The sequence below is a fragment of the Corallococcus interemptor genome (genome assembly GCF_003668875.1).
Taxonomy (GTDB): domain Bacteria; phylum Myxococcota; class Myxococcia; order Myxococcales; family Myxococcaceae; genus Corallococcus; species Corallococcus interemptor.
The window spans coordinates 1-24,899 of record NZ_RAWM01000015.1 but is presented as its reverse complement, the minus strand read 5'-3'; the positions used below and the strand labels follow the sequence as shown (position 1 = coordinate 24,899).

Genomic DNA, 24,899 nt, shown 5'->3' with positions numbered 1-24,899 from the left:
TCCCTCCCAAAGACCTCCCAGGAATCCATCCATCATGTCCCAGACTTCCCAGACTGCCTCGGCGACCGTCTCCTCCAGCCTGATGTACAACTACCTGGCCGCGACCTCCGTGGACGCCGCCTATCCCCTCGCCTCCGCGGAGGACACCGGCGGCTCGCCGCTGGTGTTCAGCGTGGGCGCGTCCGCCGCGAACACCGCGCGCAAGACGCTGTGGGTGATGTTGCGCGACACCACGGTGACGACCGGCTGGCGCCAGGTCGAGCTCAGCCCGGACTCCAACCACGACGTGCAGGGCTACGCGGTGGTCCAGGCCCCCTCGGGCCAGGTCATCATCGCGGTGGCCATGGACGACGGCGCGGGAGGCAGCCGCGTGTTCGTCTCCCCGCCGCTCACGCCCACGCAGGACGGGGCGCCGTGGAACACGCTCAACACCGCGTGGGTCCAGCGCAACGGCGCTCCCACGGGCATGCCCGTGCAGCGGCTCTTGCTGGGTGACTTCGTCAGCGCCAGCGAGGCGCCGCTGCTGGTGGCGGAGGTGAAGAACACGAACGGCACCACCGGCCGCTACTTCGTGGACGCGTCCACGAGCAGCACGGCGAACGCATGGGTGAACTGGGCGCCGCCCAAGGACATGCAGACGCTGCACGACGTGGTGGTGGCGCGCGCCTCCATCACCGGCATCTCCTACCGGGGCACCTGGTCGCTGTACGACGACAACACCGGCAAGCGGTGCCTCACCTTCACCAGCCTCCTGGACCCGGCCACCAGCACCACGCACTCGCTGTCGGTGACGGCGCCCGCGGGGGCCCGCTGCCTGTGGGCGCTGGAGGACCGGCGGAACCAGGGGCTGAGCGCGCTGTACGTGGGCGGTGACGGGCTGTCGTGGTTCCCCTCCTCCGGCCTGAAGAATGCGAAGAGCACCGCGCTGTCCATCGCGTCCGCGGACGTGCTGCCCGGAGTCACCTCCGTGCTGGCGCAGCAGGACTCCCAGCGCGTCAGCGTGTGGGCGGTGGACGGCAGCCAGCGGCTGTTCACATTGAACAACGCGGTAGGCGCCACGGGCGGCTGGTCCGCGCCGCTCCAGCAGCGCGAGCACGTGGCCCGGCTGGCGCCGCGCCGCAACCAGAAGCGCTCCACGGGCGAGCTGTTCGTGACCTCCACGGACAACAGCCTCATCACGTACCTGTGGCAGGACCCGGACACCACGGCCTGGCAGAACACGGACATGGTGCTGCCCGCGCTGGCCAACGGGCAGGAGTTCCCCAGCTACACCACGGTGGTGCGCTTCTCGGACGCGCAGGGCAAGCCCCTGGCGGGCCAGGCGGTGCAGGTAAACGCCTCCGAGTGGTCGCGCGTGATGGTGAACGGCTACTGGACGGACCTGGACACCTCCACCCGCGTGGAGGTGAAGACAGACGCCAGCGGCACCGTGACGCTCATCAACAAGGTGTCCGACGTGGGCACGCCCGTGTTCCGCTTCAGCGCGCCGTTCCTTGCCCAGGACGTGACGGCGGACCCCAGCGCGGAGCTGCGCGCGAACCTGGCCGCGAAGCTGAAGGGCCAGGACCTGTCCCAGTGGAAGAAGCCGGACGGCACGCCCGTGGTGCCCCCCGGTGCCGACCCGGACCTGGTGGCGCAGGTGCAGGCGTCACTCCAGCAGCTGATGGACAACATGGGCAGCCTGCCCTCGGACGGCTCGGCGGCGCCCGTGGAGCCGGCGGCCACGACGGCGCCGACGGCGATGGCCAAGACCCAGACGTCCTTCAAGGTGCTGGGCACCGTGACGAACGCCATCGAGACGGCGGCGGGAGACGTGCTCCAGGCGCTCAAGAGCGCCGCGGGCGCCGTCTACGAGTACGTCATCCAGCCCATCGTCAGCGGCACGAAGACGCTGCTCCAGTTCTTCGTGAAGATTGGCGAGCAGGTGGTGACGTTCGTCATCCGGACCCTCAAGGAAGCACTCCAGCTCATCAGCTGGCTGTTCCAGCAGCTGAAGGTGCTGATTGAAGACATCATCGCGTTCCTGGGCTTCCTCTTCGCCTGGGATGACATCCTGGCCACCCAGCGCGCCATGGAGGCGATGACCCAGGACGTGGTCCGCGCGCTCGCGGGCCGCATGAAGGGCATGGAGGCGTCCATCACGACGTTCTTCGACGACCTCATCGCGAAGTGGGACGGCGTCTGCCAGCAGGCCCTGGGCATGCCGGACGTGACGACACAGCAGGTGGTGTCCCAGACGCAGGCGGCGGAGACGCCGGAGCAGCAGTCCGGCTACGACTGCCTCACCACCAGCCCGGGCGCGACCTTCTCCACCTACCAGGTGTCCCACGGCGGCTTCGCGGACAGCACGTCCGACGAGTCCGGCACGCCGGTGGCGCAGGCCATCACCGACTTCATCCAGACGGTGGGGAAGATTCTGTCGGACGTCGAAGCCAGCGTGGTGTCGCTGTGCAAGGACCTCCAGACGCTGTTCCAGCAGGGCACCGCCAGCCTGCACTCCATCATCCAGGTGCTGGCGGGCGAAGCGGCGAAGGCCCTGCTCGCCGCCGCGAGGGACCTGCTCGTGGGCATGTGTGAGATCATCGCCGACGTGAGCGAGGCGCTGCTGGAGGAGGTGCTCCTGCGCCCGTTCAACATCCCGGTGCTGAGCTGGCTGTACAAGAAGCTCACGGGTGAGGACTCCCTGACGATGCTGGGTGCGCTCTCCCTGCTCGTGGCCATCCCGGCCACCATCGTCTTCAAGCTGCTCACCGGCGAGGCGCCCTTCCCCAACGAGGCTCCGGCCCAGAAGCAGCAGGCCCGGCTCCAGCCGGAGCAGCTGCCCTGGCGGGCCTCCCCCACGCTGGTGCTGGCGAAGACGTCCATCGAGCGCAACGTGATTGGCCCGCAGGCGTATCACTACTCCATCGTGGGCGGAGTGATGTCCACCGTGTCGTCCATCCTCTACACGCTGCTCCTGGCGATAGGGATTGAAGCGAAGAGCCCTGTCACGAAGCGGCTGCTCGCCACGGGCCAGACCGCCGCGACGTGGGTGACGGTGGCGGGGACCTTCCCCTTCGACGAGGCTCCGGCCCAGCAGGACCTGGACCGCATGCTGTGGTTCCTCACCGCGCTGGAGGCCGTGGCCACGGGGCTCGTGGCGCTCTGCAGCTGGACCCGCAAGGCGGACACGGAGGCGACGGGGTTCGCGAGGGGAATGGAGAAGGTGGACAGCGGGCTGCTCGGGGTCACGGGCATCTGCGGCCTCGTGTTGTCCCTCACCAGCTACGTGCTGGAGCTGGCGCGTGAGAAGTCGCCCGAGGTGCCGTACCACTCCTACTTCTGGGACACGGAGAAGTTCGGCGCCAACGTGCTGAGCTTCGGCGGCATGGTCGCCGAGGGCGTCGCGGGCTTCATCCCCACCGAGGCCCCCCGGCTGATGACGCTCTCCGTCGCCGCGGGCGCGGAGGCCTGGGCCTTCCTCCTCAACTACCTGCGGTGGGCCGCCGCGACCCTCGGCCAGTACGACGAGGACAGCGGAGACCACTCCCTCTTCCAGCCCTGGTGAGCCGTCACGGAGGGCGTCTCGGCTACACTCACGCCCCGCATGCCCTCCGCCTCTTCTGACTCCGCGGTCCTTCCGCCCCGGCTTCCCTCGGGGTTGCCGTGGGTGGGCCAGGGGCTGGAGTACCGCAAGGATCCGCTGGGCTTCTTCCTGCGCTACGCGGACCGGGGCGCGGTGGTGCGCACGCGCTTCGTGGGGACGGACGTCTACCTGCTCAACACGTCGGAGGGCATCGAGCACGTGCTGGTGAAGCACTTCCGCAACTACCCGAAGGACGCCTTCCAGAAGCGCGCCCTGGAGGCGGTGGTGGGCCACGGCCTGTTCACCAGCCACGGCGACTTCTGGATGCGGCGGCGGCGGATGATGCAGCCGGCCTTCCACAAGAACCTGCTGGCCGCGCACGGGCGCGTGGCGGTGCGGGCCGCGAACACCTGGCTGGCGTCCCGGCGCGAAGGAGAGTCCTTCGACGCGTACCCGGAGATGATGTCACTGACGCTGGACGTGGTGGCCGGGACGCTCTTCGGCGCGGACCTCTCCGCGCAGGCGCGGGAGCTGGGGCGGGCCATGGAGGCGGTGATGCTGCATGCCCAGTTCCTCTTCGCCACGCCCCTCCCGCTGCCAGCCTGGCTGCCCACGCCCGGGCAGCGGCGGTTCCAGGCCGCCCTGCGCACCCTGCACGCCGTCGTGGACGACGTGGTGGAGCGCCGCAGGAGGCAGGGAGCGCCGGGAGAGGACCTGCTGGGCCTGATGCTGGAGGCGCAGGCCGAGGACGGCGAGCACCTGACGGACGCGCAGCTGCGCGATGAATGTCTGACATTGATGATCGCCGGGCACGAGACGACGGCCGCCGCGCTGGCGCTCAGCCTGTGGTTGCTGGCGCGCCATCCGGAGGCGGAGGCCACGCTGCGAAGGGAGCTGGCCACGGTGCTGGGAGGCCGCGAGCCCACGGTGGAAGACCTGCCTTCACTGCCCTACTGCGAGCAGGTGGTGAAGGAGTCGCTGCGTCTGTATCCGCCCGCGTGGGGCATGAGCCGGGTGGCGGAGGCAGACGACCGGATGGACGGCGTCCTCGTGCCCGCCGGGACGGTGGTCGCGTGGTCCCAGTGGGCGCTGCACCGGGACGCGAGACACTTTCCGGAGCCGGAGGCCTTCCGTCCCGAGCGCTGGGCGGACGGGCTGGAGCGGCGCATCCCGCGCTTCGCGTACTGTCCCTTCGGAGGAGGTCCCCGGCTCTGCATTGGCGCGGGCTCCGCGCTGATGGTGCTCCGCCTGGTGCTGGCCACGGTGCTCCAGCGCTTCCACTTCGACGCCGCGCCAGGCCCCGCGCCGGAGGTGCTGCCCGCCATCACCCTGCGCCCGAAGGGCGGCATCCCGCTCACGCCACGGACGGTTTAGCGCCAGAGGCGCCTACGCGTCCTCGCGGAGCCAGAACCAGCGCCCATTGGAGCGGAGCGCTCCGCCGAGAAACTCGGAGAACGAATTGGCGATTTCACGGCAGTAGTCCGGGTTCGGGAACGCTTCGTTGTAGCCATCGCGGATGAGATACCTGCCGTCCTGCTGCTGCCCCACGTCGAGCAGGATGTAGTTGCTGTCCTGCACTTCAGCGATGGTGTACCAGGACGCGGGCCCCGCGCGGTCGGTGTCGTCCTTGCGCATTACCACTCGCGCCCGGCGAATCCGATTCAAGGGAAGGAAGGAGAAGGCAGGGTCGACCGGGTCAAACAGGTCCGCACCGTCGCAGTACAGATAGAAGGCGCGCAGGTCCGGATCCAAGCGCCATCCCACGCTTCGCTCGAATGCTTCGATTTGCTCCGGCGTCGCGGGCGGGCGCGCGTGGTGGAGGCGTGACACCTCTTCGAGCATCTCCCTCATCGACATGGGCCTACTCTCCATAGGGATGGTCCGGGCCCACCTGGGTCCAAGGAGGCTCGTTCGCGTAGCACTGGTTATAGAGACCGAAGAGGTCCTGGTGGATGTCCTTGGGGAACGGGAGGACGTTGTCCCAATCCGTGGGATTGCCGCCATGCCAGAGGTCGCGGATGTGGTGCCCCTCGAAGGGCTTCCCGTTGGCCTCGGTGGGCCACGCCCCGAAGCGCTCCGCCCACTGTTCGCGGAACCCCTCGCGTCCGTTCTTCCAACGACTCCGGGCGACTTCCGTCTGCCGCGAACTGAGCGTCCCGAAGTTGCAGCAGCAGTGCGCCATGCCAAAGCGGCTCCCAGCCCTGACCAGGGTGCCCGCGAAGTCCATCTTCACGTCCGCCAACCACATACAGCCCTGAAGCACATGCCCACTTCCGGCGCACTTCTCCTGGCAGTAGGTCATGAGCTGAGAGCTGCACTGCCACGGTCCATAGTAGATGACGGTCCGGAACTGGCCCCCGCCTGGCACATTCACCTGGGGCCCTACCCATTTGCGGACGGGCTGGGTCGCGGAGACAGGGAATGGCGTTTCGGAGCATGCGGTCAGGATCAGCGCTCCTGCGAGGGCTGCAAGTTTGCGCTGCATGAAGCGGAACTCTACCCAGAGGACGAAGCAGATGCCCGCGTCATGTCCGGCTGGACTCCATCCCTGGCGTTTCGCAGGCTTGCGCCCATGACGCTTGTCCTGACGGAACCGGAGCGCAGTGGCCACCTGGAGCGGGAGCACGGGCGGCGGGTGGGTTGGACGGAGTGGGGCGCGCCCGACGGCGTGCCGGTCCTCTTCTGCACCGGAGCTGCGACGAGCAGCTCGCTGGGCTTTGGCGCGGAGGCGGTGCGCGAGCTGGGCGTGCGGCTGCTCTGCGTGGACCGTGCGGGGCTGGGCCTGTCCCAGCCGGATCCGCTCAAGGACTTCTCCCGCTGGACGGCGGACGTCGCGGCGGTGCTGGAGTCCTTGCGCCTGTCGCGGCCCGCCGTGGTGGGCTTCTCCCAGGGCGCTCCGTTCGCGGTGGCCCTGGCGGGGGCAGGACGGGTGTCCGCGATGGCGCTCGTGGCGGGCCAGGACGAGCTCGCCCACCCCGCGACCCGTGCCCTGCTGCCTCCGGAGGTCGCGGGCATGGTCGCCGCCATCGAGGCGGACCGCGCGGGCATCGAGGCCGGCTTCGCGGCGCGCGCGGACGCGGACGGCATGTGGGCGCTCGTCGACGGCATGAGCGGCCCGGAGGACCGCGCCCGCTACCGCGAGCCCGCCTTCGCGTCCGCGTATCGCCAGGCGCTGCGCGAGGGCTTCGCGCAAGGCGCCAGCGGCTACGCGCGAGACCTCACGCTGGCCATGGGCCGGTGGCCCGTGCCGCCCGAAGCCATCCCCGTGCCCGTGCGGCTCTGGTACGGCGGGAAGGACACCAGTCCGGTGCACTCGCCGGATGGAGGCGCGCTGCTCGCGACGCGCTTTCCCCGCGCGGTCCGCCACTTCCTGCCGGACGAGGGCGGCTCGCTGCTGTGGACGCGCGCGCGGGACATCCTGCGGGACCTGCTGGCCGCGGCCTGAAGCGCGCTTACGGGTGAACACTGCATCCGGCCAGGGTTCCAGGGGCGGGGGAGTTTCCAGCCCCGGACGCTTCCCGTTTCCAGGGGGCGGCCTCACCTTTGAGGCGAGGAGTCACACACCCCATGGATGCGGACGGTACTTCCGAGCTGGGAGCCGCGAAGGTTCCCCTCGTATCCAACCAGAAACAGCAGCGCACGCGGCGCGCGCCCCGGAAGCTGAAGCCCTCGCGGCTGCAGGCCGTGGACTTCCGCTCCGTGGAGGAGCGCATGGAGGCGGGCCGCGCGTTTCGCAAGCGCTGTCCCCGAAGCAGCCACGCGAAGTGGAAGGCCTTCCGGGGAAGGGATCCGCTCGCGCAGCTGAAGGAGTCCGACGCCACGCGGCTGCCGTGGCTGGTGCCCGTGCGACATGAGCGCATGTCGGAGTCTCCGTTCGCCTTCCTGCGCGGCACGCCCTTCGTCATGGCGCGCGACCTGGCCCACACGCCGCACAGCGGCCTGCGCAGCCAGATTTGCGGCGACGCGCACCTGGCCAACTTCGGCCTCTTCGGCACGCCCGAGCGCAACCTCGTCTTCGACCTCAACGACTTCGACGAGACGCTGCCCGGGCCCTTCGAATGGGACGTGAAGCGACTGGCCGCGAGCTTCGTCGTGGCCGCGAAGCAGAACGGCCTGGGCGCCCGCTGCGGCAGGAAGGCCGCGCGCAAGGCCGTGGAGTCCTACCGGCTCACCATGCACGAGCTGACCACCCGGAGCCTGCTGGAGGTCTGGTCGCTGCACGTGGACGCGAAGGAGCTGAAGAACTCCGACTCCGACGACACGGCGAAGCTCGCCGCGGAGGCGGTGGAGAAGGCGAAGCGCCACACCAGCGCGCACGCGGTGGAGAAGCTCACCGTGGAGCGCAACGGACAGCGGCACCTGGCCTACCAGCCGCCCCTGCTCTTCCCCTTGAGCGCGGTGAAGATGGACGTGTCTCCGGCGGAGCTGGAGCGGCGCATCAAGCGGCTCACGGTGGGCTACCTGGAGTCGCTGGACGGCGCGGTGAGGGACTTGTGCCTGCGCTACCAGCGCAAGGAGTGGGGCTTCAAGGTCGTGGGCGTGGGCAGCGTGGGGCTGCAGGCCTACGTCGTGCTGTGCGAGGGCAACGGCGGGGAGGATCCGCTGGTGTTGCAGCTCAAGGAGGCCAAGGCGTCCGTGTTGGAGCCCTACCTGGGCCCCAGCGAGTTCCACAGCGCGGGAGAGCGCGTGGTGGTGGGGCAGCGGCGCATGCAGGCCTTCTCCGACCTGTTCCTCGGCTGGACGGAGGTGGAGGGCATGGGTGCCTTCTACGTGCGCCAGCTGCGTGACATGAAGGGCTCGCTGGACGCGGAGAAGATGGAGGCGCCGGTGTTCCAGGACTACGCGGACGCCTGCGGCGCCACCCTGGCCCGAGCCCACGCGCGCACCGGAGACGCCGCGCTCATCGCCGGATACCTGGGCACCAAGGACCACTTCGACGAAGCCGTCACCGAGTTCGCCTGTGCCTATTCGGATCAGGTGGAGTCGGACTACGGGCACTTCATCGACGCGCAGGCGAAGGCCCTGGAGGCGCTGACGCACTGAGGAGCCGTTGAAGTCACCGTCCCCCAAGGCCAGGATGCCGCGCCTCCTGCTCTTGAGGGTGTCATGAAGCTGGCCGGAGCTGTCTCGCTGTTGCTGCTGCTCGCGACGGGGTGCGCGACCCGTCGCGTCGTCCACATCGATACCGGGAGCGGGCAGCGGGTCGTCCACGAGCCGGTGGAGGCGGCCCCGGTCCAGGTGGGCGAGGACGCGTTCAGGTCCGCCCTCACGCGGCTCATCCTGGACATGCGCATGGACGTGACCTTCCGTGAGACGGAAGCGGCGGATGCGCGAGGGTGGGTGCGCTCCAGGACGCTGCTCGCCTCCTCGGAGGGGCTGGCGGATTCCGGTTCGCGGAGTTCGCCTGAGTCCTTGTACGCGCGCCTCTGCCCCGAGGCGGAGGACTGCCTGTCCCTGGTGGGCGGGACGGGGCTGCCGTTCTCACGCAAGGACCGGACGCTCATGGCCTTGTCCTTCGCACTCGATGGCGTCTGGGAAAGCGTCGAGGCGGAGTTAGGCAAGCTGCTGAACCCGGCGGCGCTCAAGGCCATGGTGACGTCGGCCGCGCTGAGCGTGCTTCTCACGATGACGCTGCCCGAGCCCGTCACCAAGGTCATCGCCGTGGCGCTGACAGCCGCCCTGGTGGCCTATCTGGGAATCGTGCCGGTCTGGGAGATGGGACGGGGCTTCGTGCGGCTCTGGGACGATGCAGGGACGGCGACGAGCGTCATCGAATTGCAGGACATCGGCCACCGGTTCGGAAAGGTGCTCGGCACGAACGGCACGCGAGTCCTGGTGCTGCTCGTCACGGCGGCGCTCGGCGGAAGGAACGCGATGGCGGCCCAGGGCCCCAAGCTCCCGGGCTTCCCCCAGGCCGCGCTCCGGGGACAAGCTGAAGCAGGGTTTCAGCTTGGGACCGCGCTGAATGGGGGTGTGACGTCCATCGCGCTGCCTGCTGCTGGCGTGCTCAACGTCGCGTTGGCTCCTGGAGCAGCGGCGGCGCTCGCGATGTACTCGAACGGCCAGATTCCAGGTGACGCCGAGGGGCCGGTTCATCACATCTGCACGAACAAGAACTCAATCTCCTCTGCGTCCGGAGGGCCTTGGACACCCGTGTGCGAGGAGATCTTCTCCCGTGCTGGGCTGTCCTTGGACGATGTCGCCAACAAGATACGTCTGAGTGGACATCAGGGGCCACATCCGAGCAAGTACCACGAGGATGTTCTGCGAAGGCTGAATGATGCGCTTGGAAAATGCAGGAGCAAAGACGTCTGCCGCGGGCGATTGCTCGAAGAACTTGCGAAGATCGCGAATGACCTGCTGACGCCGGGTTCCGAGCTACGACTCCTCATCGCGCCAGGAAAGGGTTAGCGGATGACCGACGAGAATTTCTACGACATAGGGATTGCGGACGTTCCTCAGTGGGCCCTGGAGCTGCCTGCTCCGGCATCTGGAGGTGAACTCGACGACCCCTGGATGTTCGGGGACGGAAGGCTCCTGCCAGATCCAGGGCCGCTCAAGAGCAGGCCCTTCCATGAAGGGCCGCGGCGCTCCTTCTCGGTGGCGAATTCGGGAAGAACCCCCATCGCAGATGAGCGGGCCGCAAATGTCTTTCGAAGATTGGCGCCCGACGACATCCAGGTATTCCCCATCAAAATTGAAGGGGAAAACAGAGACTTCTACATCATCAACGCAACCAGATGTTTCAGCTGTGTTGATGAAAAGAACTCCAGGGAAGTTCAAATCTACCCTTCAGATGGAGTTGCACCCGAGAGAGCCGGAACGTACCGCGCGATTTACGGCCTGCGTATCAACCCTGCCAGGACAGAAGGCGCCCGGATCTTTCGCATCCAACGATATACCTCCGCGCTCATCGTATCGGCCGAGTTGAAGCGTGCGCTGGAGGAAGTCGGGAACCTGGGAGTGAATTTCGAGCGCGTGACGGGGCCTCAGGGCACACCGTGAATGAGCGCTCCACGGCCAGAGGGCTGAAGTGCCTCCAAGGACCCTGGCGATGACGCTGGAGGGCCTGGTCAGGGAGTTTGCAGAAAATGTCGCGGCACAGACGGACGCGATCTTCCAGGTGGGCGCGGCTCCTGAAGACAGGCATGGCGACCGATACCTCGCGGCTTTCGATGAACTCCGTGCCCAAGGTAACGCGGGAAGGGAGGCGCTATGTGTCCTCCTGAAACATCCCAGGATGGACGTAAAGGCCACGGCGGCGGCCTTCCTCCTCCGCTACCGCACGACAGAAGCGAGAGCGGTGCTGGAGGAGGCAGCAAGAGGCGAAGAACTGGTTGCCTTTGGCGCCCGACAGACGTTGAAAGGCTGGGACGAAGGAGTCTGGGACCTGGATCCGGGATAAGCGTTCGGCTTGAGCATGAAGACACGTGATCTCAAGGCGCTAGGGACAGAGGAGTTGCTTTCGCGCTTTCGCGAGGTTTCAGCCAGGCACGGGCGCTTGCTGAATGCGCGCGACACCCGGGCTGCCAACAAGGACTACCTTCTCGCGGCAGCTGTCAGGAAAGAACTGCGTACCCGTGGGCCCGATGCGGAGAAATGCCTGCTGGTATTGCTGACTGATCCGGAGCCTGGGACGCGGTATTGGGCCGCGACGGCCGCCCTGGGATTTGCCCCCAGCGAGGCAGAATGTGCGCGTGCCCTGTTGGCGGAACCTCCGCCGACGCTGCTTAGCGTGAGTGCTGCCATGACTCTTGATGCTTGGAAGAACGGAACCCTTCCTCCGGTTGAATAGAACTGTCTTGGGAGCACCAGGAAAGGGGCCGGCGTGAGCTTGCATGTACTTGTCAGTCAATTCGCGGAGAACGTCGCCGCCCAGACCAATGCCATCTGGCAGGGCGACGCGAAGGCCGGAAACCGACGCGCGAGGAAGTACATCTCCGCTTTCGAGCAACTCCGGGCGCATGGGGATGCCGGCCGCGAAGCGCTCACGGTGCTCTTCCGGCATCCCAGGATGGATGTGCGGGTCATGGCCGCGGCCTACCTGCTTCGCTACCGGACGCATGAGGCACGCGAGGTCTTGATGGAGGCGGCCCGAGGCGAAGGACTCGTGCCGTTCAAGGCGGGGCAGACCTTGAAACGCTGGGACGAAGGCGCCTGGAGCCTGGATCCGGAATAGCGGGCGCTCAGCCCGCCATCCGCGTCCAGTCGTCCTCGTGGGCGAAGAGCCTCACGCCCAGGCGCTCGCAGACTTCCGCGTGCGACTGCGCGGCGGGGCCTCCCACCCAGACGGACATCCCCTTGGGCAGCGCATCCCGGATGCGCGTGAGGACGTCCTCGAACACCGTGGCGCCCCGGTTCGTCACCGCCGACAGGCCCACCACGTCTGGCTTTGCCCGGGCCACCATCTCGCCCAGACCTTCCGCCGGCACGCGCTGCCCCAACAGCGTCACTCGCACGCCCGAGTGGCGCAGCCGCAGCGCAGCGCCCAGCAAGCCAATCTCGTGCTCCTCCTCCGGGAAACACGCCAGCACCGCGTGCCTGCGCCCTCCCCGGGGCGCGCCGTGCAGCAGGCTCACCAGCCGCTCGCGCACCACCTGCGTCACCAGGTGCTCCTGCGCGACCGTCAACGTCCCCGCGTGCCAGCGCTCCCCCACCTCGCGCTGCACCGGCACCAGCACGTCCTCGAAGGCCTTCAGCGGCGGCAGCGCCGCCAGCACCTCGTCCAGGACCCTCGCGACCCGGGGCTGATCATAGGCCTCCGCCGCGGCCATCACCGCCGCGCGCCACGCCTCCGGCTGCGACCCCGTCTGCTCCTCGGCGCCCTGGGGGACCGGGAGCGGCGCCGCGTCCATCTCCGCTCGCAGCTGGGGCAGCAGCTTCGCCGCCTCGCTGATGGACACGCCTTCGTCCGTCAGCGCCTTGAGCCGCTTGAGCAGGGCCACGTCCCGGTCGGTGTAGACGCGGTAGCCCGCGGGCGTGCGCTCCGGCGCGAGCACCCCGTAGCGGCGCTCCCAGGCCCGGATGAGCTCCACGCGGACGCCTGACAGCTCCGCGGCGATGTGGATGCGATAGTGCTTCATGGTCGGTTCTGCGCGTTCCGCGCCTGCTGCCAGACGGCGATGAGCTCCTCCGCGGACTCCGCGTACTGCGCGCCCAGGGTGAACAGCGTCTTCAGGTGCTCCCGCGCTCCGGGCCCGCCTACCACCACCGGCGCCGGCGCGCACGCGTGCATCGCATCGGACAACACCGCGACGAAGTCCTCCGCATCCCGGCGGCGGATGAACGACAGCGCCACCACGTCCGGGCGTACCTGCATGCACGCCCCCTGCAACGCCTCTGACGGCGTGTCCGCGCCCAGCAGCGTCACCCGCCAACCCCGCGCCTTGAGATGCACGCCCAGCGCCAGGAGCCCCCCTTCGTGGTGGTCCTTCGACGGGCACGCCAGGAGCCCCCGGGGGCCCTCGCCCACGCGCTCCATCCCCGCCAGCAGGATGCGCAGCCGCTGCCGCACCAGCGCGGAGGCCAGGTGTTCGCGCGCCACGTCCAGGCGCGAGGCCATCTCCCGCAGCAGCGGGACCAGGACCGTGTCGCAACAGGCAAGGGCGTCAAGCCCCACCAGGGCCTCGGTGAGCGCCGCGTCCGCGGCCTCCTCGTCCAGCGCCATCACCGCCGCCCAGAAGCGCTCCACCCCTCGCAGCCGGGGAGACACGGAGGGCCGGGGCTCGTCGCGCACCTGGGCGATGGCCTCACTCACCGACAGGCCCTCCTCGATGAGCTTCGCCACCCGGCGGACGGCCTCCACCTCGTCGCGTGAATACACGCGGTAGTTGTTCTCGCTGCGCTCCGGGCGCGGGAAGCCGTGGCGCCGCTCCCAGGCGCGCAGCGTGGCCTCGCGGATGCCGGTGAGCCGGGCGATGGTGCGGATGCGCAGGCTCATGGGGCCAGGCCTCGCGCGCGGTCCCAGCGCTCCGCCACGCCTCGCGCCCCCGCCAGCTTCTGCGTGAAGCCCTCCAGGCTCGTGGCCCCGGACACCCGCCGCACCAGGGCCTCCAGGTTGCCCTGGAAGCGCTCCAGCGGCCCGGCCTCGTGGACGGTGCCCACCTCCAGCAGGACGTCCGGCCGCTCGTGCTCGAAGAAGGCGTAGCGGATGGCGATGGGCACGCACTCCGCCTTCGCCGCGCGGGCCAGCAGCTCCACGCCGCGCTCCAGCTTCAGTGGCAGCTGGCCGAAGGGCCGGTGCTCGCCCTCCGGAAAGACACACACTGCGGCGCCCGGCTTGCGCAAGAGCTCCTTCGCGTACCGCAGCGAGGACAGGGACGACATCGCGTCCTGCTTGCGGATGCTGAAGGCCCCCATCTTCGTGTGGAAGGGGTAGCGGCGCAGGTTGTCCTCGTCCATGAGGCAGTAGCCGTCCCAGCCCGCCACCTGGCAGAGCTGGTGCAGCACGAAGCCGTCCCACCAGTTGGAGTGGTTCAGGTAGACGAGCCGGCCCACGCCGTCGGAGGGCAGCTCGCCGCGCACCCACAGGCCGCGGAACGTCGAGCGGACCTTCCACCCGATGTACCGGTCCACCGCCCACCCGAAGGGCCCACCCTTGGCCGCGCGAATCAAGACGCCCGGGCCTCCCTGCGCCGCAGGAGCGCCGTGAACAGCGCGAGCCCCAGCGACACCAGCACACTCGTGATGAGGAAGAAGAGGACCTCCTCCAGCGGAACGGCGCCGATGTACACGCCCACGTGGCGGCCCTCGCCGAAGTTCCAGATGCCGGTGGAGATGGCCAGGTGGTCCGCGATGGACAGGTACACGCCGATGACGAACGCGGGCGGCAGCACCGCGCGCAGCACCTCGCCCGAGCGGGACTTGTAGTGCATCACGAGCGCCGCCAGCTGGAGGGCGATGACCGGCAGCGTCCACGCCAGCAGGTGGATGAGGTACGCCCAGCGCGTCTCCATCATGGCGACACCTCGCGAGGCCCCAGGGTCCGTTTCACGGGGACGGGCTTCTGTTCCTGGAGCACGGGCTTCCGGGCCAGCACGCGCTCCAGCCGGTCGCGCGCCCACAGGCCCACGAGCAGCGTCTGGAGGCCGAAGAAGAGGTACTCCTCCAATGGCAGCCAGCCCAGCTTCACGCCCCAGATGCGCTCCGGGTCGAAGCCCCACAGGCCCCACTTCACGGCCATGTTGTCCCACGGCGACGTGGCCGCGTAGACGATGATGAGCAAGAGGCCCATGGGCGCCAGCCCCCGCCACGACAGCGTGCGGCGGTAGCGCACGAGCAGGAACAGGATGGGCAGCACGACGAAGAGGCCCAGGAAGCGCGCGTAGGTCATCCCGGGCCTCCACTCCATTGCGGCGTCACGCGCACCATGCGTCCCCCGGCTTCCAGCGCGTAGGTATGGCCGCGCCAGGTCACCCGTCCCTGCCGCGTCAGCGAAGCCACGAAGGCCGCGAGCAGCAGCAATTCCCCCTGCAACCAGTCCGTCAGCGCGTGGCCCGTGTCCGTCTCCTCGGGCACGCGGCTGAGCGCGGCGAGGCGCAGCGACAAGAGCGTGCGCACGGCGACGAGCGCCGCCACCGCGAGCCATACGGCGCCCTCATGGAGCCACGCGGCCAGCAGCAGCAGCGGCACGGTGGGCGTGAAGAGCAGCGGCACGGTGGGATACAGGCCGGGCCGGTGGCTCGCGAGCACCTGCATCCAGCGCGTGAAGCGCTCCAGCGGCACGCGCCAGGACGTGCCGTGCGCGACGGGCACCCACGCGGGCGCGGGGCTCAGCGCCACGTCCAGGCCGTGCGCGTGCAGCCGCTTCGCCAGCTCCAGGTCCTCGCCGATGTGGTCCGACAGCCCGGCCAGCTCCTCCGCCGCGCGCGGTGACAGCCCCAGGGCCTTGCCACACACGGCCTGCGCGCCCGCGCTCATCGCATGCAGCGCGCGGAAGCTGTGGTGCGTGTAGCGAAGCAGCCCCGCCATCGCGCGGCCGGCCGCGTCCACCGCGCCCACGGGCGTGGGAGCCGCGGTGCTCAAGGCGGCACCGGCCGCGAGCGGAGCGGCGAGTCCCTCCACCAGCGCGCCCGTCACCGCCACGTCCGCGTCCACCGCGAGCACCACGCGCCCCCGGACGTCCAGCGTCTCCAGTGCGTAGAGCAGGTGGCCGACCTTCCGGTTGGGGCACACGGGGTCGCTCGGAAGCCAGCGCACGCCCTCGGCCAGGCGAGGACGGTATGGAGACAGCACCACCTGCTCCAGCGGTCCCGCGTAGTCGATGGTCCGCGCCAGGTTCTCCAGCTCCAGTGGCGTCGGTGCGTCCACGGGGCGCAGGAGCAGCACGGAGGGCAGCGAGCCCCCCGTCGTCACGGACGCACGGCGATGCAGCCGCGCCAGGGCCACCGCGCTGAAGCCACCGGCCATCACCGTCCACCCGAGCGTGAAGAAGCCGAGCGCGTTCATGCCGTCCTCCCCATGCGCGTGCGGAAGTGCGCCATCCAGCGGATGAACGGGGAATGGAAGCGGCGGAAGTCCGCCACCTCGCCCATCGTGTCGAGCGTGTCCCGCCTCGACTCCAGCCGCGCGTAGAAGGGCGACGACTCCAGCAGGCGCGGCTCGCCCACCACCTCGTTGCCCGTGTGCAGCCTCGCGGGGACCCGCAGGCCCCAGCCCGTCAGGTTCGTGGGACGCGTCTCCGGAGCCGGGCCGCGCTCGCACACCACGCCGTTCGCCCCCGCCACCATGCGCACCGGCGCCACGCCGTCCGGCAGGTGGTAGTCCACCACCGTCTGGTTCGCGTGGTGCGTGCGCGCCCAGTGCCAGCCGGACAGCCGCGCGCCCAGCAGCTCCTGGCCGTGGTTCGTGTCGTGGTAGCCCATGCCCTCCGCCGTCACGCCCAGCGTGGACACCTCCAGCCGGGCCTCCGACCGGGGCGCCAGGGGCTGCCAGTAGTGCGGCAGGCCCGGCATGAGCTGCACCTCCGCGCCCCGCCCCGTCAGCGGCCGCAGCGTCAGGCTGGCGCGCACCGGGCGGCCCCACGGCGCCGTGCCGTCGTCCACGTCCATGCGCACCGTGCCGTCCACCGCGTGCGTCAACGTGGAGCGGCCAATCCGCAGCCGTCCCGGCCCCTGCAGGTCCACGCTCGGGTACTCGCTCAGCACCCACAACTTGCGCACACCCTGATGGTAGAGCGCGAAGTTCACCGCGCTGTACGCCAGCGGATGCCCTCCGCGCCGCGCCGCGACGGAATAGCGCGGCGAGAACAGCGACCCCAGCATGAAGATGCACACCGCGCTGTATGGGCCAGCGGTCACGTCCGCGTAGAACCAGCGGTACGCCCCCGCCGCGTCCGGCAGCGCGGGCAGCGCGCACGACTCCACCACCTCCGGCAGGACACTCTGCGCGAGCACGGACTTCATGCGCCCTCCCTCAGGTGGTCGGACGCCATCCGCGCCGCGAACCGGCCCGACAGCATCACCAGCGGCACCCCGCCGCCCGGATGCGTGCCACCACCCGCGTAGAACAGCCCCGGCGTGCCGCCCCGGATGCGCGGCCTGCGGAACGGACCGAAGCGGCCGTGCGGCAGGAAGCCGTAGATGGAGCCGCCCGGAGCCCCGCGCGCCGCCAGGTCCACCGGCGAGCGCTGCCCCACCACCCGCACGCGACCCTTCAATGCCGGGTAGTACCGCAGGAGCTTCTCGAACATCTGCTCACGCACGCGCGCCGCTCCGGACTCCCACTCGCGCCGGGCCTGCTCCGCCGCGCCCTGCTCCACCGGCATCGCCGGGGCGTTCACCATCACGAACAGCCCCGTGCGGCCCGGCGTCGCCATGCTCGAATCCGTGGCGGACGGGTTGCACACGTACACCGTGGGGTCCGTGGCCAGCTGACCCGCGAAGAGCTCATCGAACTCCTTCCGGTAGTCCCCGCCGAACAGCACCGTGTGGTGCGGCACCGCCGTGCGTCCCTCGACCTCCAGCAGCAGCACGAACCCGGACAGCGACAGCGGCTCCGATTCGCGGCGCAGCGACGCCAGCGGATCCGCGTTCACCACCACGCTGTCGAACACCTCGCCCACGGGCTCCACGCGGTAGCCGCCGGCGATGCGCTCGTAGCGGGCGCGCGTGTCCAGGTGCACCGTCACGCCCAGCCGCCGCACCGCCTGCCCCAGCGCATCCACCAGCGCGCCAATGCCACCGCGCACGTGGTGCACACCGTACGCATGCTCGATGTGCGGGATGAGCGCGAACGCCGCGCTGGACGCGTATGGAGACCCGCCCGCGTAGGTGGCGAAGCGGCCCACGTACTGCCGCAGGTGGTAGGTCTGGAAGTGCTTCGCCGCCAGCTGGTGAAGCGTGTCCAGCTTCATCCCCGCCAGCATCGCGCCAATGCCCCGGCGGGCCACGCGCGTCATGAAGCCGGCCATGCCCTCGAAGGGGGCCTCCAGGTAGGGCTCGCCCGCCGCGCGCCAGATGGCCGCGGCCTCCGCGTAGAAGGAGTGCACGCCCTTGCGCTCCACGGGGCGCAGCTCCGCCGCGCTCTCCGCCATGCGCTCCAGGTCCTTGTACGCCGTGAAGCCGCACCCGTCCGCGAAGTGGTAGGTGCACTGCGGCTCCAGCTCCGTGAACGGCGGCAACAGGTCCAGCGCGTCCAGCTGCTCGAAGGTGCCGCGCACCAGCGCCGGCAACGTGAGCAGCGTGGGCCCCGTGTCCAGCGTGAGCCCCTCCACCGTCACCGCCTGCGCCTTGCCCCCCAGCGACGGGCCGCCCTCGAACAGCGTCACCGCGTGGCCCTCCTTCGCCAGCAGGCCCGCGGCCGTCAGCCCTCCAATGCCTCCGCCAATCACCGCCACGCGAGAGGTCTTCACGGCGAGCCTCCCGTGCCCGTGGGCAAGAGCGGCACCGGCGCGGGTGACGCAGGCAGCGCGATGGCGGCCTCCGGCAGCGCGGCGCGGGGGTTCAGGAACACCTTCGCCGTCAGCGCCAGCTTGCGACCCGTCGTCGTGTGCGCGCGGCCACTGAACACGTCGTAGTCCCGCGCTTCGATGTCGCGCAGGATGTCGCCATAGATGGAGCCCATCAGCCGCACCATGCGCTGGCTGCCAAAGCCGGTGAGGTAGTGCACGCCGGCCGCCGCCCGCGCGTAGTACGCCCGCGCGCGCTGGATTTGGAAGCGCATGAAGTCGCGCCACTTCGCGTCCACCCGGCCCGCGCGAAGGTCGTCCCCGGTGATGCCAAAGGCCCGCAGCTCCTCCGAGGGCAGGTACACCCGGCCGCGCTCCAGATCCTCGCGCACGTCGCGCAGGATGTTGGTGAGCTGCATCGCGCGGCCCAGGTCCGCCGCGGGCTCCACCGCCCGGGCGTCCTCGCAGCCCAGCACCGGCGTCAGCATCAACCCGACGACACCCGCGACCCGGTAGCAGTACAGGTCCAGCTCCGCCCACGTGTCGTAGCGCACCTTCGTCAGGTCCATCTCCATGCCGGAGATGAGGTCCTGGAAGGGCTGCTCCGGAATCCGGTAGTGGTGGATGGAGTGGCGCAGCGCCGCGAACTCGCTCACGTCCCAGGGCGACGGCGCGTCCGCGGACGGCTGACGCGCGGACGGCGGGCCCAGCTCCTTCGACGCCAGCTCCGGCAGCGGCAGGTACACCTCCGCCACGCGCTCGCGAGCCCGGGCCAGGCGCGTCGCCAGGTCCATGGGCGCCTCGCCCGGCAGCGCGCTCTCGCCCGCGTCCACCAGGTCGTCCAGCCGCCGGCAGAAGGCATACAGCGCGAAGGCCGCCTTCTTCCGCTGCCCGAAGAGGAGATACGACGCGAAGAAGAAGCTCTTGGCGTGGTGGCGGGTGACGACGCGGGCCCGCTGGTAGCCCTGCTCAATCAGCGCTGGCGAGGCGGTGACGCTCATGCCGCCACCTCCACCGGAGCGCCCGCGCGCGGAGACAGCGTCACGCCCTGCTTGCGCGCCCACGCCGTCAGCCGCTCGGTGACGAGCCGCGCGGAGATGAGCACCGTGGGCAGCCCCGTGCCCGGCTGCGTGGAGGCCCCGACGAAGAAGAGGTTCTTCACGCGAGGGTCCACGTTGGCCGGACGGAAGGGGCCAATCTGGAAGAAGTTCTGCGCCAGCCCGAACGCGCTCCCGCGCGCCAGGTTGTACGTGCCCGCCCAGTCATCCGGGGTGAACACGCGCTCCACCTCGATGTCCGCCTCCAGGTCCGGGTGGCCCAGCTCCGCCATGCGCTGGAACACCTTCGCGCGCACCTTGGGGCCCTCCACCTTCCAGTCCAGCTCCGCGTGCTGATGCGGCACCGGGACCAGCACGTAGAGCGAGTCCTTTCCCTCCGGCGCCAGCGACGGATCCGTGCGCGTGGGCACGTTGATGTAGAAGCTGGGGTCCTCCGGCACGCGGAAGCGCTGGAAGATGTCGTCGAACGAGCCCGCGTAGTCCCGGCCGAACATCACGTTGTGATGCAGCAGGCCCGGCACCTGCTTCTTCATGCCCAGGTAGAGCATGTAGCCGCTGGACGTGAAGCGGAGCTTCTCCCCGCGCTTGAACGGCGCGTCCTTCGGGTCCAGCAGCTTCTCGTACGCGTACGGCAGGTCCGCGTTGCACAGGACGGCATCCGCGGACACCACTTCGCCGCCTTCCAGCCGCACGCCCGTGGTGCGCCCGCCCCCGGTGAGGATGCGCTCCACCGCGCGGCCGTAGTGCAGCGTCACGCCCTCCTCGCGCGCCAGCCGCTCCAGCGCGAGCGGAATGGCATACAGGCCGCCCTTCGGGAACCAGATGCCCACGCCCAGCTCGGTGAAGGGCAGCAGGCCATACACCGCGGGCGATTCAAAGGGAGACACGCCCAGGTACATGGTCTGGAACGTCATCGCCGCGCGCAGCCGGTCGTCCTGGAAGAAGCGGCTGACGTCCGCGTACATGCGGCGGTGCGCGCGCGCCTTGAAAATCCTGGCCAGCACGCCCGGGGAGAAGTAGTCGCTCACCCCGTTGAAGTTGCGGCCCACGAAGTGGTCCAGGCTGATGCGGTACTGCTCGCGGCCCTGGGCCATGAAGGCCAGGTAGCGCTGGAAGCAGCCCGGCTCGATGCGCTCCAGCTCGCGGCCCATGGTGCACAGCTCGGACGTGAAGGTGACGTCGGAGCCGTCGCGGAAGTGCACCCGGTAGTTCGGGTCGCACCGCACCAGCGTGAGGTAGTCCTCGATGCGGCGGCCCAGCGCGCGGAAGGTCTCCTCGAACACCTCCGGCATCAGCACGACGGTGGGGCCCACGTCCCAGGTGAAGCCGTCCACCTTCAGCTGGTTGCAGCGGCCTCCCGGGCCGTGCGTCTTCTCGAAGACCTGGACGTCGAAGCCCTGCCGCGCGAGCCTCGCCGCCGCGGCCAGTCCTCCCACCCCCGCGCCCACCACCACCACCCGCTTGCCCTGTGCGCTCATGACGGTGTCCTCAGGAAGCGCGACGCGACAGCCGGGTGATGAGGGCGTCCAGCAGGTCCCTCAGGCCATGGGGGTTGGGCAGCGTCTGCAGGCTCCGCCGCGCCGCGCGCGACGCCCGCTCCACCGCGCGCTCACACGCCGCCCGGCCGCCGAAGTGCTCCACCAGCTCCCGCGCGCGGGCCAGCGCCGCGTCGTCCTTGCACTCCACCGGCAGCGCCCACAGCCGCTCCAGCTCCTCGCGGCCCTCGGGCGTGGCGCGCACGTACGCGGCCACCACCGGGAAGGTGCGCTTGGCCTGCATGAAGTCGCCGTCGGACGCCTTGCCCGCCACGGCCGCGTCGCCAAACAGGCCAATGAGGTCGTCGCGCAGCTGGTACGCGAGCCCCACCGAGCGCCCCACCCGCTCCAGCCCCTGCTGCAGCGCCTCGTCCGCGCCGCCCAGCATGGCGCCGCACACCAGCGGGGCGCAGAAGCCGTAGCGCGCCGTCTTGAGGTGCGCCACGCGCAGCGTCTGGAAGAGCGTCACCTCCGCCAGCGGCACGCGCGCCAGGTCCAGGTCCAGGTACTGCCCCGCCGCCGTGTGCCGGCACACGCCCAGGTAGTAGCGCGCCACGCGCGAGGCGCCCGGCAGCCCGGACTCCAGCATCGCCTCCAGCGAGCGCGCGAAGAGGTGGTCGCCCATCACCACCGCCAGGTCCTCGCCCGGACGGCCCGGGGCCAGCATCCGGTGCAGCACCGGCCCGCCCCGCCGCAGCTCCGCCTGATCCGCCACGTCGTCGTGGATGAGCAGGAACGTGTGCAGCAGCTCCAGCCCCGCGGCGAAGCGCCACAGTCCCTGCGGCACGGAGGTGCTTCCGCGCGCCAGCCCGTGCCCCGCCAGCACCAGCGCCGGCCTCAGCCGCTTCGCCGGCCGCAGCGCATAGGCCCGGGCCTGCGCCGCCGCCTGTGTCCAACGTGCGTCCAGGCCCTGCTCGTCCGGCAGCTCGAAGAGCTGGGCGAGCGCGGACTCCACCTGCGCCTGCACGAGCTGCAGCCAGGCGTGCTCAGGGGGCGCGGCTCCGGCGGAGGTCTGCTGCACGTTGGGAAGCAGGGTGGCCATACAGCGGATCTCCGAAGTCGGGAGCACGGCGGCGGCAGCCTTCGCACCTAGAGGTAGCGTTTGCGTCCAGAGATTGTCAAGACTATGTCTAAGGTTTGTAAAAACCTTGTACACAGGAGGCTCCCGATGAAGGCGTGGATCACAGGTGCGTTGACGGTGACCCTGGCGGCAGGGAGCGCGAGCGGCGCCTCCCCCGAACCGGAGCCGGTGGACGCGACGTTAAGCACCTCCAGCGGGGACCGGATCCAACTGGCGCGCTGGCGTGGGAAACCCGTCATCCTCTTCTACGAGGACAAGGACTCCACGACACTCAACGCCCCCTTGAAGACGGAGCTGTTCACCCGGGGACGGGAGCGCGGCCTTCTTCAAAGTGCGTTCGTGGTCGCCGTGGCCAATCTGGAGAAATACGACTTCTTTCCCGCGCGGGAGATCGCCCTGTCGTACGTGCGTGACGAGGAGAAGAAGGCTGGCGTGCCCATCCTGGTGGACCTGAAGGGCACCCTGGGCCAGGCGCCCCTGAAGCTGCCCACGAAGACGTCCACGGTGATGCTGCTGGACGCGGAGGGCACGCCCGTCTACCGCCACTCCGGCCGCATGAAGCCGGAGGAGCAGGAGCGCTTCTTCGTCGCCCTGAGCCAGCTGGTGGGCCAGGACCTGACGACCTCGGCCGGCGTCGCGGGGGACCCACCGTGAGGGTGACGTGCACCGGTGCCACCGGCTTCCTCGGTCCAGGCCTTGTTCAAGGTTTGTTGGAGGCCGGCCACACGGTGCACGTGCTCAGCCGGAGCGTGGAGCACGCGCTGGGCCGGCTGCCCTCCGGGGTGACGGGCTCCTACTTCGATGGGAGCACCCCGCTGTCCCCGGACGCGCTCGCGGGGGCGGAGGGGGTGGTGCACCTGGCCGGAGAGCCGGTGGACCAACGTTGGACGCATGAGGCGAAGCACCGCATCCATCAGAGCCGCGCGGAGGGCACGCGCGTGCTGGTGGAGGCCATGAAGCAGGCCGGGTGCGTGCGGCACTTCGTCTGCGCGTCGGCGGTGGGCTTCTACGGCGGCCACCGCGCGGGGCAGACGCTGACGGAGGAGGACCCGCCCGGCGACGACTTCCTCGCCCACGTGTGCCAGGACTGGGAGAGGGAGTCCGTGCGCGCGGAGGAAGCGGGCATCCGCACGGTGCGCCTGCGCATTGGCGTGGTGCTGCACCCGGCGGGCGGCGTACTGCACCGGATGCTGCCGGTGTTCCGGATGGGCGCGGGCGCGAAGGTGGGCAACGGCCAGCAGTACGTCAGCTGGGTCCACAGGGAAGACCTCTTCGGGCTGATGCGCTTCGCGCTGGAGCACCCCACCCTGTCCGGCCCGGTGAACGCCACGTCGCCGGAGCCCGTCACCAACGCGACCTTCGCGCACACGCTGGGCGCGGTGCTGGAGCGGCCCGCGGCGCTGACGGTGCCGGGGCTGGTCCTCAAGGCGCGCTTCGGAGAGATGGCGCGCGTGGCGCTGGAGGGCCAGCGGGTGATGCCCCGGCGCGCGCTGGAGGCGGGCTTCCAGTTCCGCTACCCCGACCTGACCGGAGCGCTGCGAGACCTGCTGTCCCCTCCCGTGGAGCGAGCCACGCATGGATGACACCCGGACGCTGGAAGCCCGCGCGCGCAAGGAGGGCACGCCGCTCATCGACGGAGACACCGCCACCTTCGTGTGGAAGGGCCCCCGCCCCGTCTTCCTCCAGGGAGACTTCCAGGACTGGCGCGGCACGCCCCTGCCGCTGGAGCGCGTGGGCAAGGGGCTGTGGGCGCGCTCGCTGGCGCTGCCCGAGGACGCCTACGTCGAATACGCGCTCCAGGACGCCAAGGGCCGGCGCGTGCGCGACGTCCTCAACCCGCGCCGCTCCGACAACGGCTTCGGCGGCTTCAACCACTGCTTCTGGATGCCCAGGGGCGAAGCCACGCCGCTGGGCAAGCGCGTGCGCAACGTGCCCAGGGGCCGCGTGACGCGCCACCAGCTGGAGACGCACGAGTGGGTCGTCGGGAGGAAGCGCGCGGTGTCCCTCTACGCGCCGCCCGTGAAGGGCCCCGTGCCGCTGATGGTGGTGCTGGACGGCGACGACTACCTGAAGCGCGTGCAGCTGCCCACGGTGGTGGACAACCTCATCGCCGCGGGCCGCATGCGCCCGGTGGCCATGGCCTTCGTGTCCAACGGCGGCCCGGCCCGCACCGCCGAGTACGCGTGCAGCGAGGCCACCGTGGCCTTCCTCCACCAGCGCGTGTTCCCCCTGGCCCGCGAGCACCTGTCCCTGGTGGACGAGCAGCGCACGCCGGGCGCGCACGCGGTGCTGGGCTCGTCGCTGGGCGGCCTCATGGCGCTCTACGCGGCCCAGCGCCTGCCCCACGTCTTCGGCCGCGTGCTGTCCCAGTCCGGCGCCTTCGCCATCGAGGGCACCGACATGGTCGTCTTCGACCTGGCCCGCCGCGCGGGCCAGCCGCCCCTCCATGTCTGGATGGACTGCGGCCGCTTCGAAGGGCTCCAGGACGGCAACGAGCGCATCCTGCCCGTCCTCCAGGCCGCCGGGCACCGCGCCACCTACCGGCCCTACAGCGGGGGCCATAATTACCCCGCGTGGCAGACCAGCCTCCCGGCCGCTCTGGAAGAAATCTTCTCGACCGCTGGGTGACGCGTCGCGGCGAAGTGCCGGATTTCCGCCCGGGACGAAAGCCCCCAGGAATCAGGGGGTTGGCCCGGGAGGAAGGCGGCCAAGGCCGGATGATCCAGGTTTGGGAGGGGCCTCTGACGCAGCGAGCGGGCAGCCAGGCGGGGCG

General features: G+C 70.1%; 25 protein-coding genes. 12 read left to right on the top strand and 13 right to left on the bottom strand.

What is annotated here, in order from left to right; genetic code table 11:
• The first annotated feature begins 34 nt into the window (after nucleotides 1–34).
• Together D7X96_RS08135 and D7X96_RS08130 are read left to right on the top strand one after the other, a co-directional pair.
• A complete protein-coding gene (locus D7X96_RS08135) occupies nucleotides 35–3,547 on the top strand; it encodes a hypothetical protein (protein WP_121769408.1) in 3,513 nt (1,170 codons plus the stop codon).
• Between the two features lie 39 nt (nucleotides 3,548–3,586).
• The gene (locus D7X96_RS08130; RefSeq protein WP_121769407.1) at nucleotides 3,587–4,939 is read left to right on the top strand and encodes a cytochrome P450; all 1,353 of its coding nucleotides are present in this window, start codon (nucleotides 3,587–3,589) and stop codon (nucleotides 4,937–4,939) included.
• A 12-nt stretch (nucleotides 4,940–4,951) separates the two neighbouring features.
• Here D7X96_RS08130 and D7X96_RS08125 read toward each other — a convergent pair whose 3' ends face one another.
• Both D7X96_RS08125 and D7X96_RS08120 read right to left on the bottom strand, forming a co-directional pair.
• Complete coding sequence (locus tag D7X96_RS08125; RefSeq protein WP_121721898.1) at nucleotides 4,952–5,422, bottom strand: SMI1/KNR4 family protein; 471 nt, start codon at nucleotides 5,420–5,422, stop codon at nucleotides 4,952–4,954.
• Nucleotides 5,423–5,426: 4 nt separating this feature from the next.
• Entirely contained in the window at nucleotides 5,427–5,798 is a 372-nt protein-coding gene (locus D7X96_RS08120) for a hypothetical protein (RefSeq protein ID WP_244219495.1), read from the bottom strand.
• A gap of 339 nt (nucleotides 5,799–6,137) precedes the next feature.
• On the opposite strand from D7X96_RS08120, the gene D7X96_RS08115 reads away from it, so the two are divergent.
• The 7 genes from D7X96_RS08115 (at nucleotide 6,138) to D7X96_RS08085 (ending at nucleotide 11,744) form a co-directional block, all read left to right on the top strand.
• Nucleotides 6,138–7,010, top strand: a complete 873-nt coding sequence (locus D7X96_RS08115; protein WP_121769405.1) for an alpha/beta fold hydrolase — start codon at nucleotides 6,138–6,140, stop codon at nucleotides 7,008–7,010.
• A 122-nt stretch (nucleotides 7,011–7,132) separates the two neighbouring features.
• Complete coding sequence (locus D7X96_RS08110) at nucleotides 7,133–8,608, top strand: DUF2252 domain-containing protein (RefSeq protein WP_121769404.1); 1,476 nt, start codon at nucleotides 7,133–7,135, stop codon at nucleotides 8,606–8,608.
• A gap of 63 nt (nucleotides 8,609–8,671) precedes the next feature.
• On the top strand, nucleotides 8,672–9,976 hold the full coding sequence (locus D7X96_RS08105) for an AHH domain-containing protein (protein ID WP_121769403.1): 1,305 nt from the start codon (nucleotides 8,672–8,674) through the stop codon (nucleotides 9,974–9,976).
• Nucleotides 9,977–9,979: 3 nt separating this feature from the next.
• Nucleotides 9,980–10,570, top strand: coding sequence for an imm11 family protein (locus D7X96_RS08100; RefSeq protein WP_199747262.1), 591 nt, complete (start codon nucleotides 9,980–9,982; stop codon nucleotides 10,568–10,570).
• 49 nt (nucleotides 10,571–10,619) lie between these two features.
• Nucleotides 10,620–10,970, top strand: a complete 351-nt coding sequence (locus D7X96_RS08095; RefSeq protein ID WP_121769402.1) for a DUF2019 domain-containing protein — start codon at nucleotides 10,620–10,622, stop codon at nucleotides 10,968–10,970.
• A 15-nt stretch (nucleotides 10,971–10,985) separates the two neighbouring features.
• On the top strand, nucleotides 10,986–11,360 hold the full coding sequence (locus tag D7X96_RS41740; protein ID WP_147468261.1) for a DUF2019 domain-containing protein: 375 nt from the start codon (nucleotides 10,986–10,988) through the stop codon (nucleotides 11,358–11,360).
• Between the two features lie 33 nt (nucleotides 11,361–11,393).
• Nucleotides 11,394–11,744, top strand: coding sequence for a DUF2019 domain-containing protein (locus D7X96_RS08085; protein WP_121769400.1), 351 nt, complete (start codon nucleotides 11,394–11,396; stop codon nucleotides 11,742–11,744).
• 7 nt (nucleotides 11,745–11,751) lie between these two features.
• Here D7X96_RS08085 and D7X96_RS08080 read toward each other — a convergent pair whose 3' ends face one another.
• Genes D7X96_RS08080 through D7X96_RS08030 form a run of 11 tightly spaced genes read right to left on the bottom strand, consistent with a single transcriptional unit; the run spans nucleotide 11,752 to nucleotide 22,087 of the window.
• Nucleotides 11,752–12,648 carry a MerR family transcriptional regulator gene (locus tag D7X96_RS08080; RefSeq protein ID WP_121769399.1) on the bottom strand — a complete coding sequence of 299 codons (897 nt, stop codon included), beginning with the start codon at nucleotides 12,646–12,648 and terminating at the stop codon, nucleotides 11,752–11,754.
• Entirely contained in the window at nucleotides 12,645–13,505 is an 861-nt protein-coding gene (locus D7X96_RS08075) for a MerR family transcriptional regulator (RefSeq protein ID WP_121769398.1), read from the bottom strand. Before D7X96_RS08075 ends, D7X96_RS08080 begins: the two co-directional genes overlap by 4 nt.
• A complete protein-coding gene (locus tag D7X96_RS08070; protein WP_120546078.1) occupies nucleotides 13,502–14,179 on the bottom strand; it encodes a lysophospholipid acyltransferase family protein in 678 nt (225 codons plus the stop codon). Before D7X96_RS08070 ends, D7X96_RS08075 begins: the two co-directional genes overlap by 4 nt.
• Nucleotides 14,176–14,523 (bottom strand): lycopene cyclase domain-containing protein, encoded by a 348-nt coding sequence (locus tag D7X96_RS08065; RefSeq protein WP_120546079.1) that lies wholly within the window; start codon nucleotides 14,521–14,523, stop codon nucleotides 14,176–14,178. Before D7X96_RS08065 ends, D7X96_RS08070 begins: the two co-directional genes overlap by 4 nt.
• Nucleotides 14,520–14,897, bottom strand: coding sequence for a lycopene cyclase domain-containing protein (locus tag D7X96_RS08060; protein ID WP_120546080.1), 378 nt, complete (start codon nucleotides 14,895–14,897; stop codon nucleotides 14,520–14,522). The genes D7X96_RS08065 and D7X96_RS08060 overlap by 4 nt, the downstream gene beginning before the upstream one ends.
• Complete coding sequence (locus D7X96_RS08055; RefSeq protein WP_120546081.1) at nucleotides 14,894–16,012, bottom strand: glycosyltransferase family 2 protein; 1,119 nt, start codon at nucleotides 16,010–16,012, stop codon at nucleotides 14,894–14,896. Before D7X96_RS08055 ends, D7X96_RS08060 begins: the two co-directional genes overlap by 4 nt.
• Nucleotides 16,009–16,968 (bottom strand): carotenoid 1,2-hydratase family protein, encoded by a 960-nt coding sequence (locus D7X96_RS08050; RefSeq protein ID WP_121769397.1) that lies wholly within the window; start codon nucleotides 16,966–16,968, stop codon nucleotides 16,009–16,011. The genes D7X96_RS08055 and D7X96_RS08050 overlap by 4 nt, the downstream gene beginning before the upstream one ends.
• Nucleotides 16,965–18,416: a phytoene desaturase family protein gene (locus tag D7X96_RS08045; RefSeq protein WP_120546083.1), complete on the bottom strand. Its 1,452-nt coding sequence runs from the start codon at nucleotides 18,414–18,416 to the stop codon at nucleotides 16,965–16,967. Before D7X96_RS08045 ends, D7X96_RS08050 begins: the two co-directional genes overlap by 4 nt.
• Nucleotides 18,413–19,453 (bottom strand): phytoene/squalene synthase family protein, encoded by a 1,041-nt coding sequence (locus tag D7X96_RS08040; protein ID WP_121725159.1) that lies wholly within the window; start codon nucleotides 19,451–19,453, stop codon nucleotides 18,413–18,415. The genes D7X96_RS08045 and D7X96_RS08040 overlap by 4 nt, the downstream gene beginning before the upstream one ends.
• Nucleotides 19,450–20,988 carry a phytoene desaturase family protein gene (locus D7X96_RS08035; RefSeq protein WP_121769396.1) on the bottom strand — a complete coding sequence of 513 codons (1,539 nt, stop codon included), beginning with the start codon at nucleotides 20,986–20,988 and terminating at the stop codon, nucleotides 19,450–19,452. Before D7X96_RS08035 ends, D7X96_RS08040 begins: the two co-directional genes overlap by 4 nt.
• Before the next feature lie 10 nt (nucleotides 20,989–20,998).
• Complete coding sequence (locus D7X96_RS08030) at nucleotides 20,999–22,087, bottom strand: polyprenyl synthetase family protein (protein WP_120546086.1); 1,089 nt, start codon at nucleotides 22,085–22,087, stop codon at nucleotides 20,999–21,001.
• Nucleotides 22,088–22,213: 126 nt separating this feature from the next.
• Here D7X96_RS08030 and D7X96_RS08025 point away from each other — a divergent pair, with 126 nt between their 5' ends.
• The 3 genes from D7X96_RS08025 to D7X96_RS08015 are packed head-to-tail and all read left to right on the top strand — an operon-like array spanning nucleotide 22,214 to nucleotide 24,754.
• The gene (locus D7X96_RS08025) at nucleotides 22,214–22,780 is read left to right on the top strand and encodes a TlpA family protein disulfide reductase (protein WP_199747008.1); all 567 of its coding nucleotides are present in this window, start codon (nucleotides 22,214–22,216) and stop codon (nucleotides 22,778–22,780) included.
• The gene (locus D7X96_RS08020; RefSeq protein ID WP_120546088.1) at nucleotides 22,777–23,709 is read left to right on the top strand and encodes a TIGR01777 family oxidoreductase; all 933 of its coding nucleotides are present in this window, start codon (nucleotides 22,777–22,779) and stop codon (nucleotides 23,707–23,709) included. The genes D7X96_RS08025 and D7X96_RS08020 overlap by 4 nt, the downstream gene beginning before the upstream one ends.
• Complete coding sequence (locus tag D7X96_RS08015; protein WP_121769395.1) at nucleotides 23,702–24,754, top strand: alpha/beta hydrolase-fold protein; 1,053 nt, start codon at nucleotides 23,702–23,704, stop codon at nucleotides 24,752–24,754. Before D7X96_RS08020 ends, D7X96_RS08015 begins: the two co-directional genes overlap by 8 nt.
• The last annotated feature ends 145 nt before the right edge of the window (nucleotides 24,755–24,899 follow it).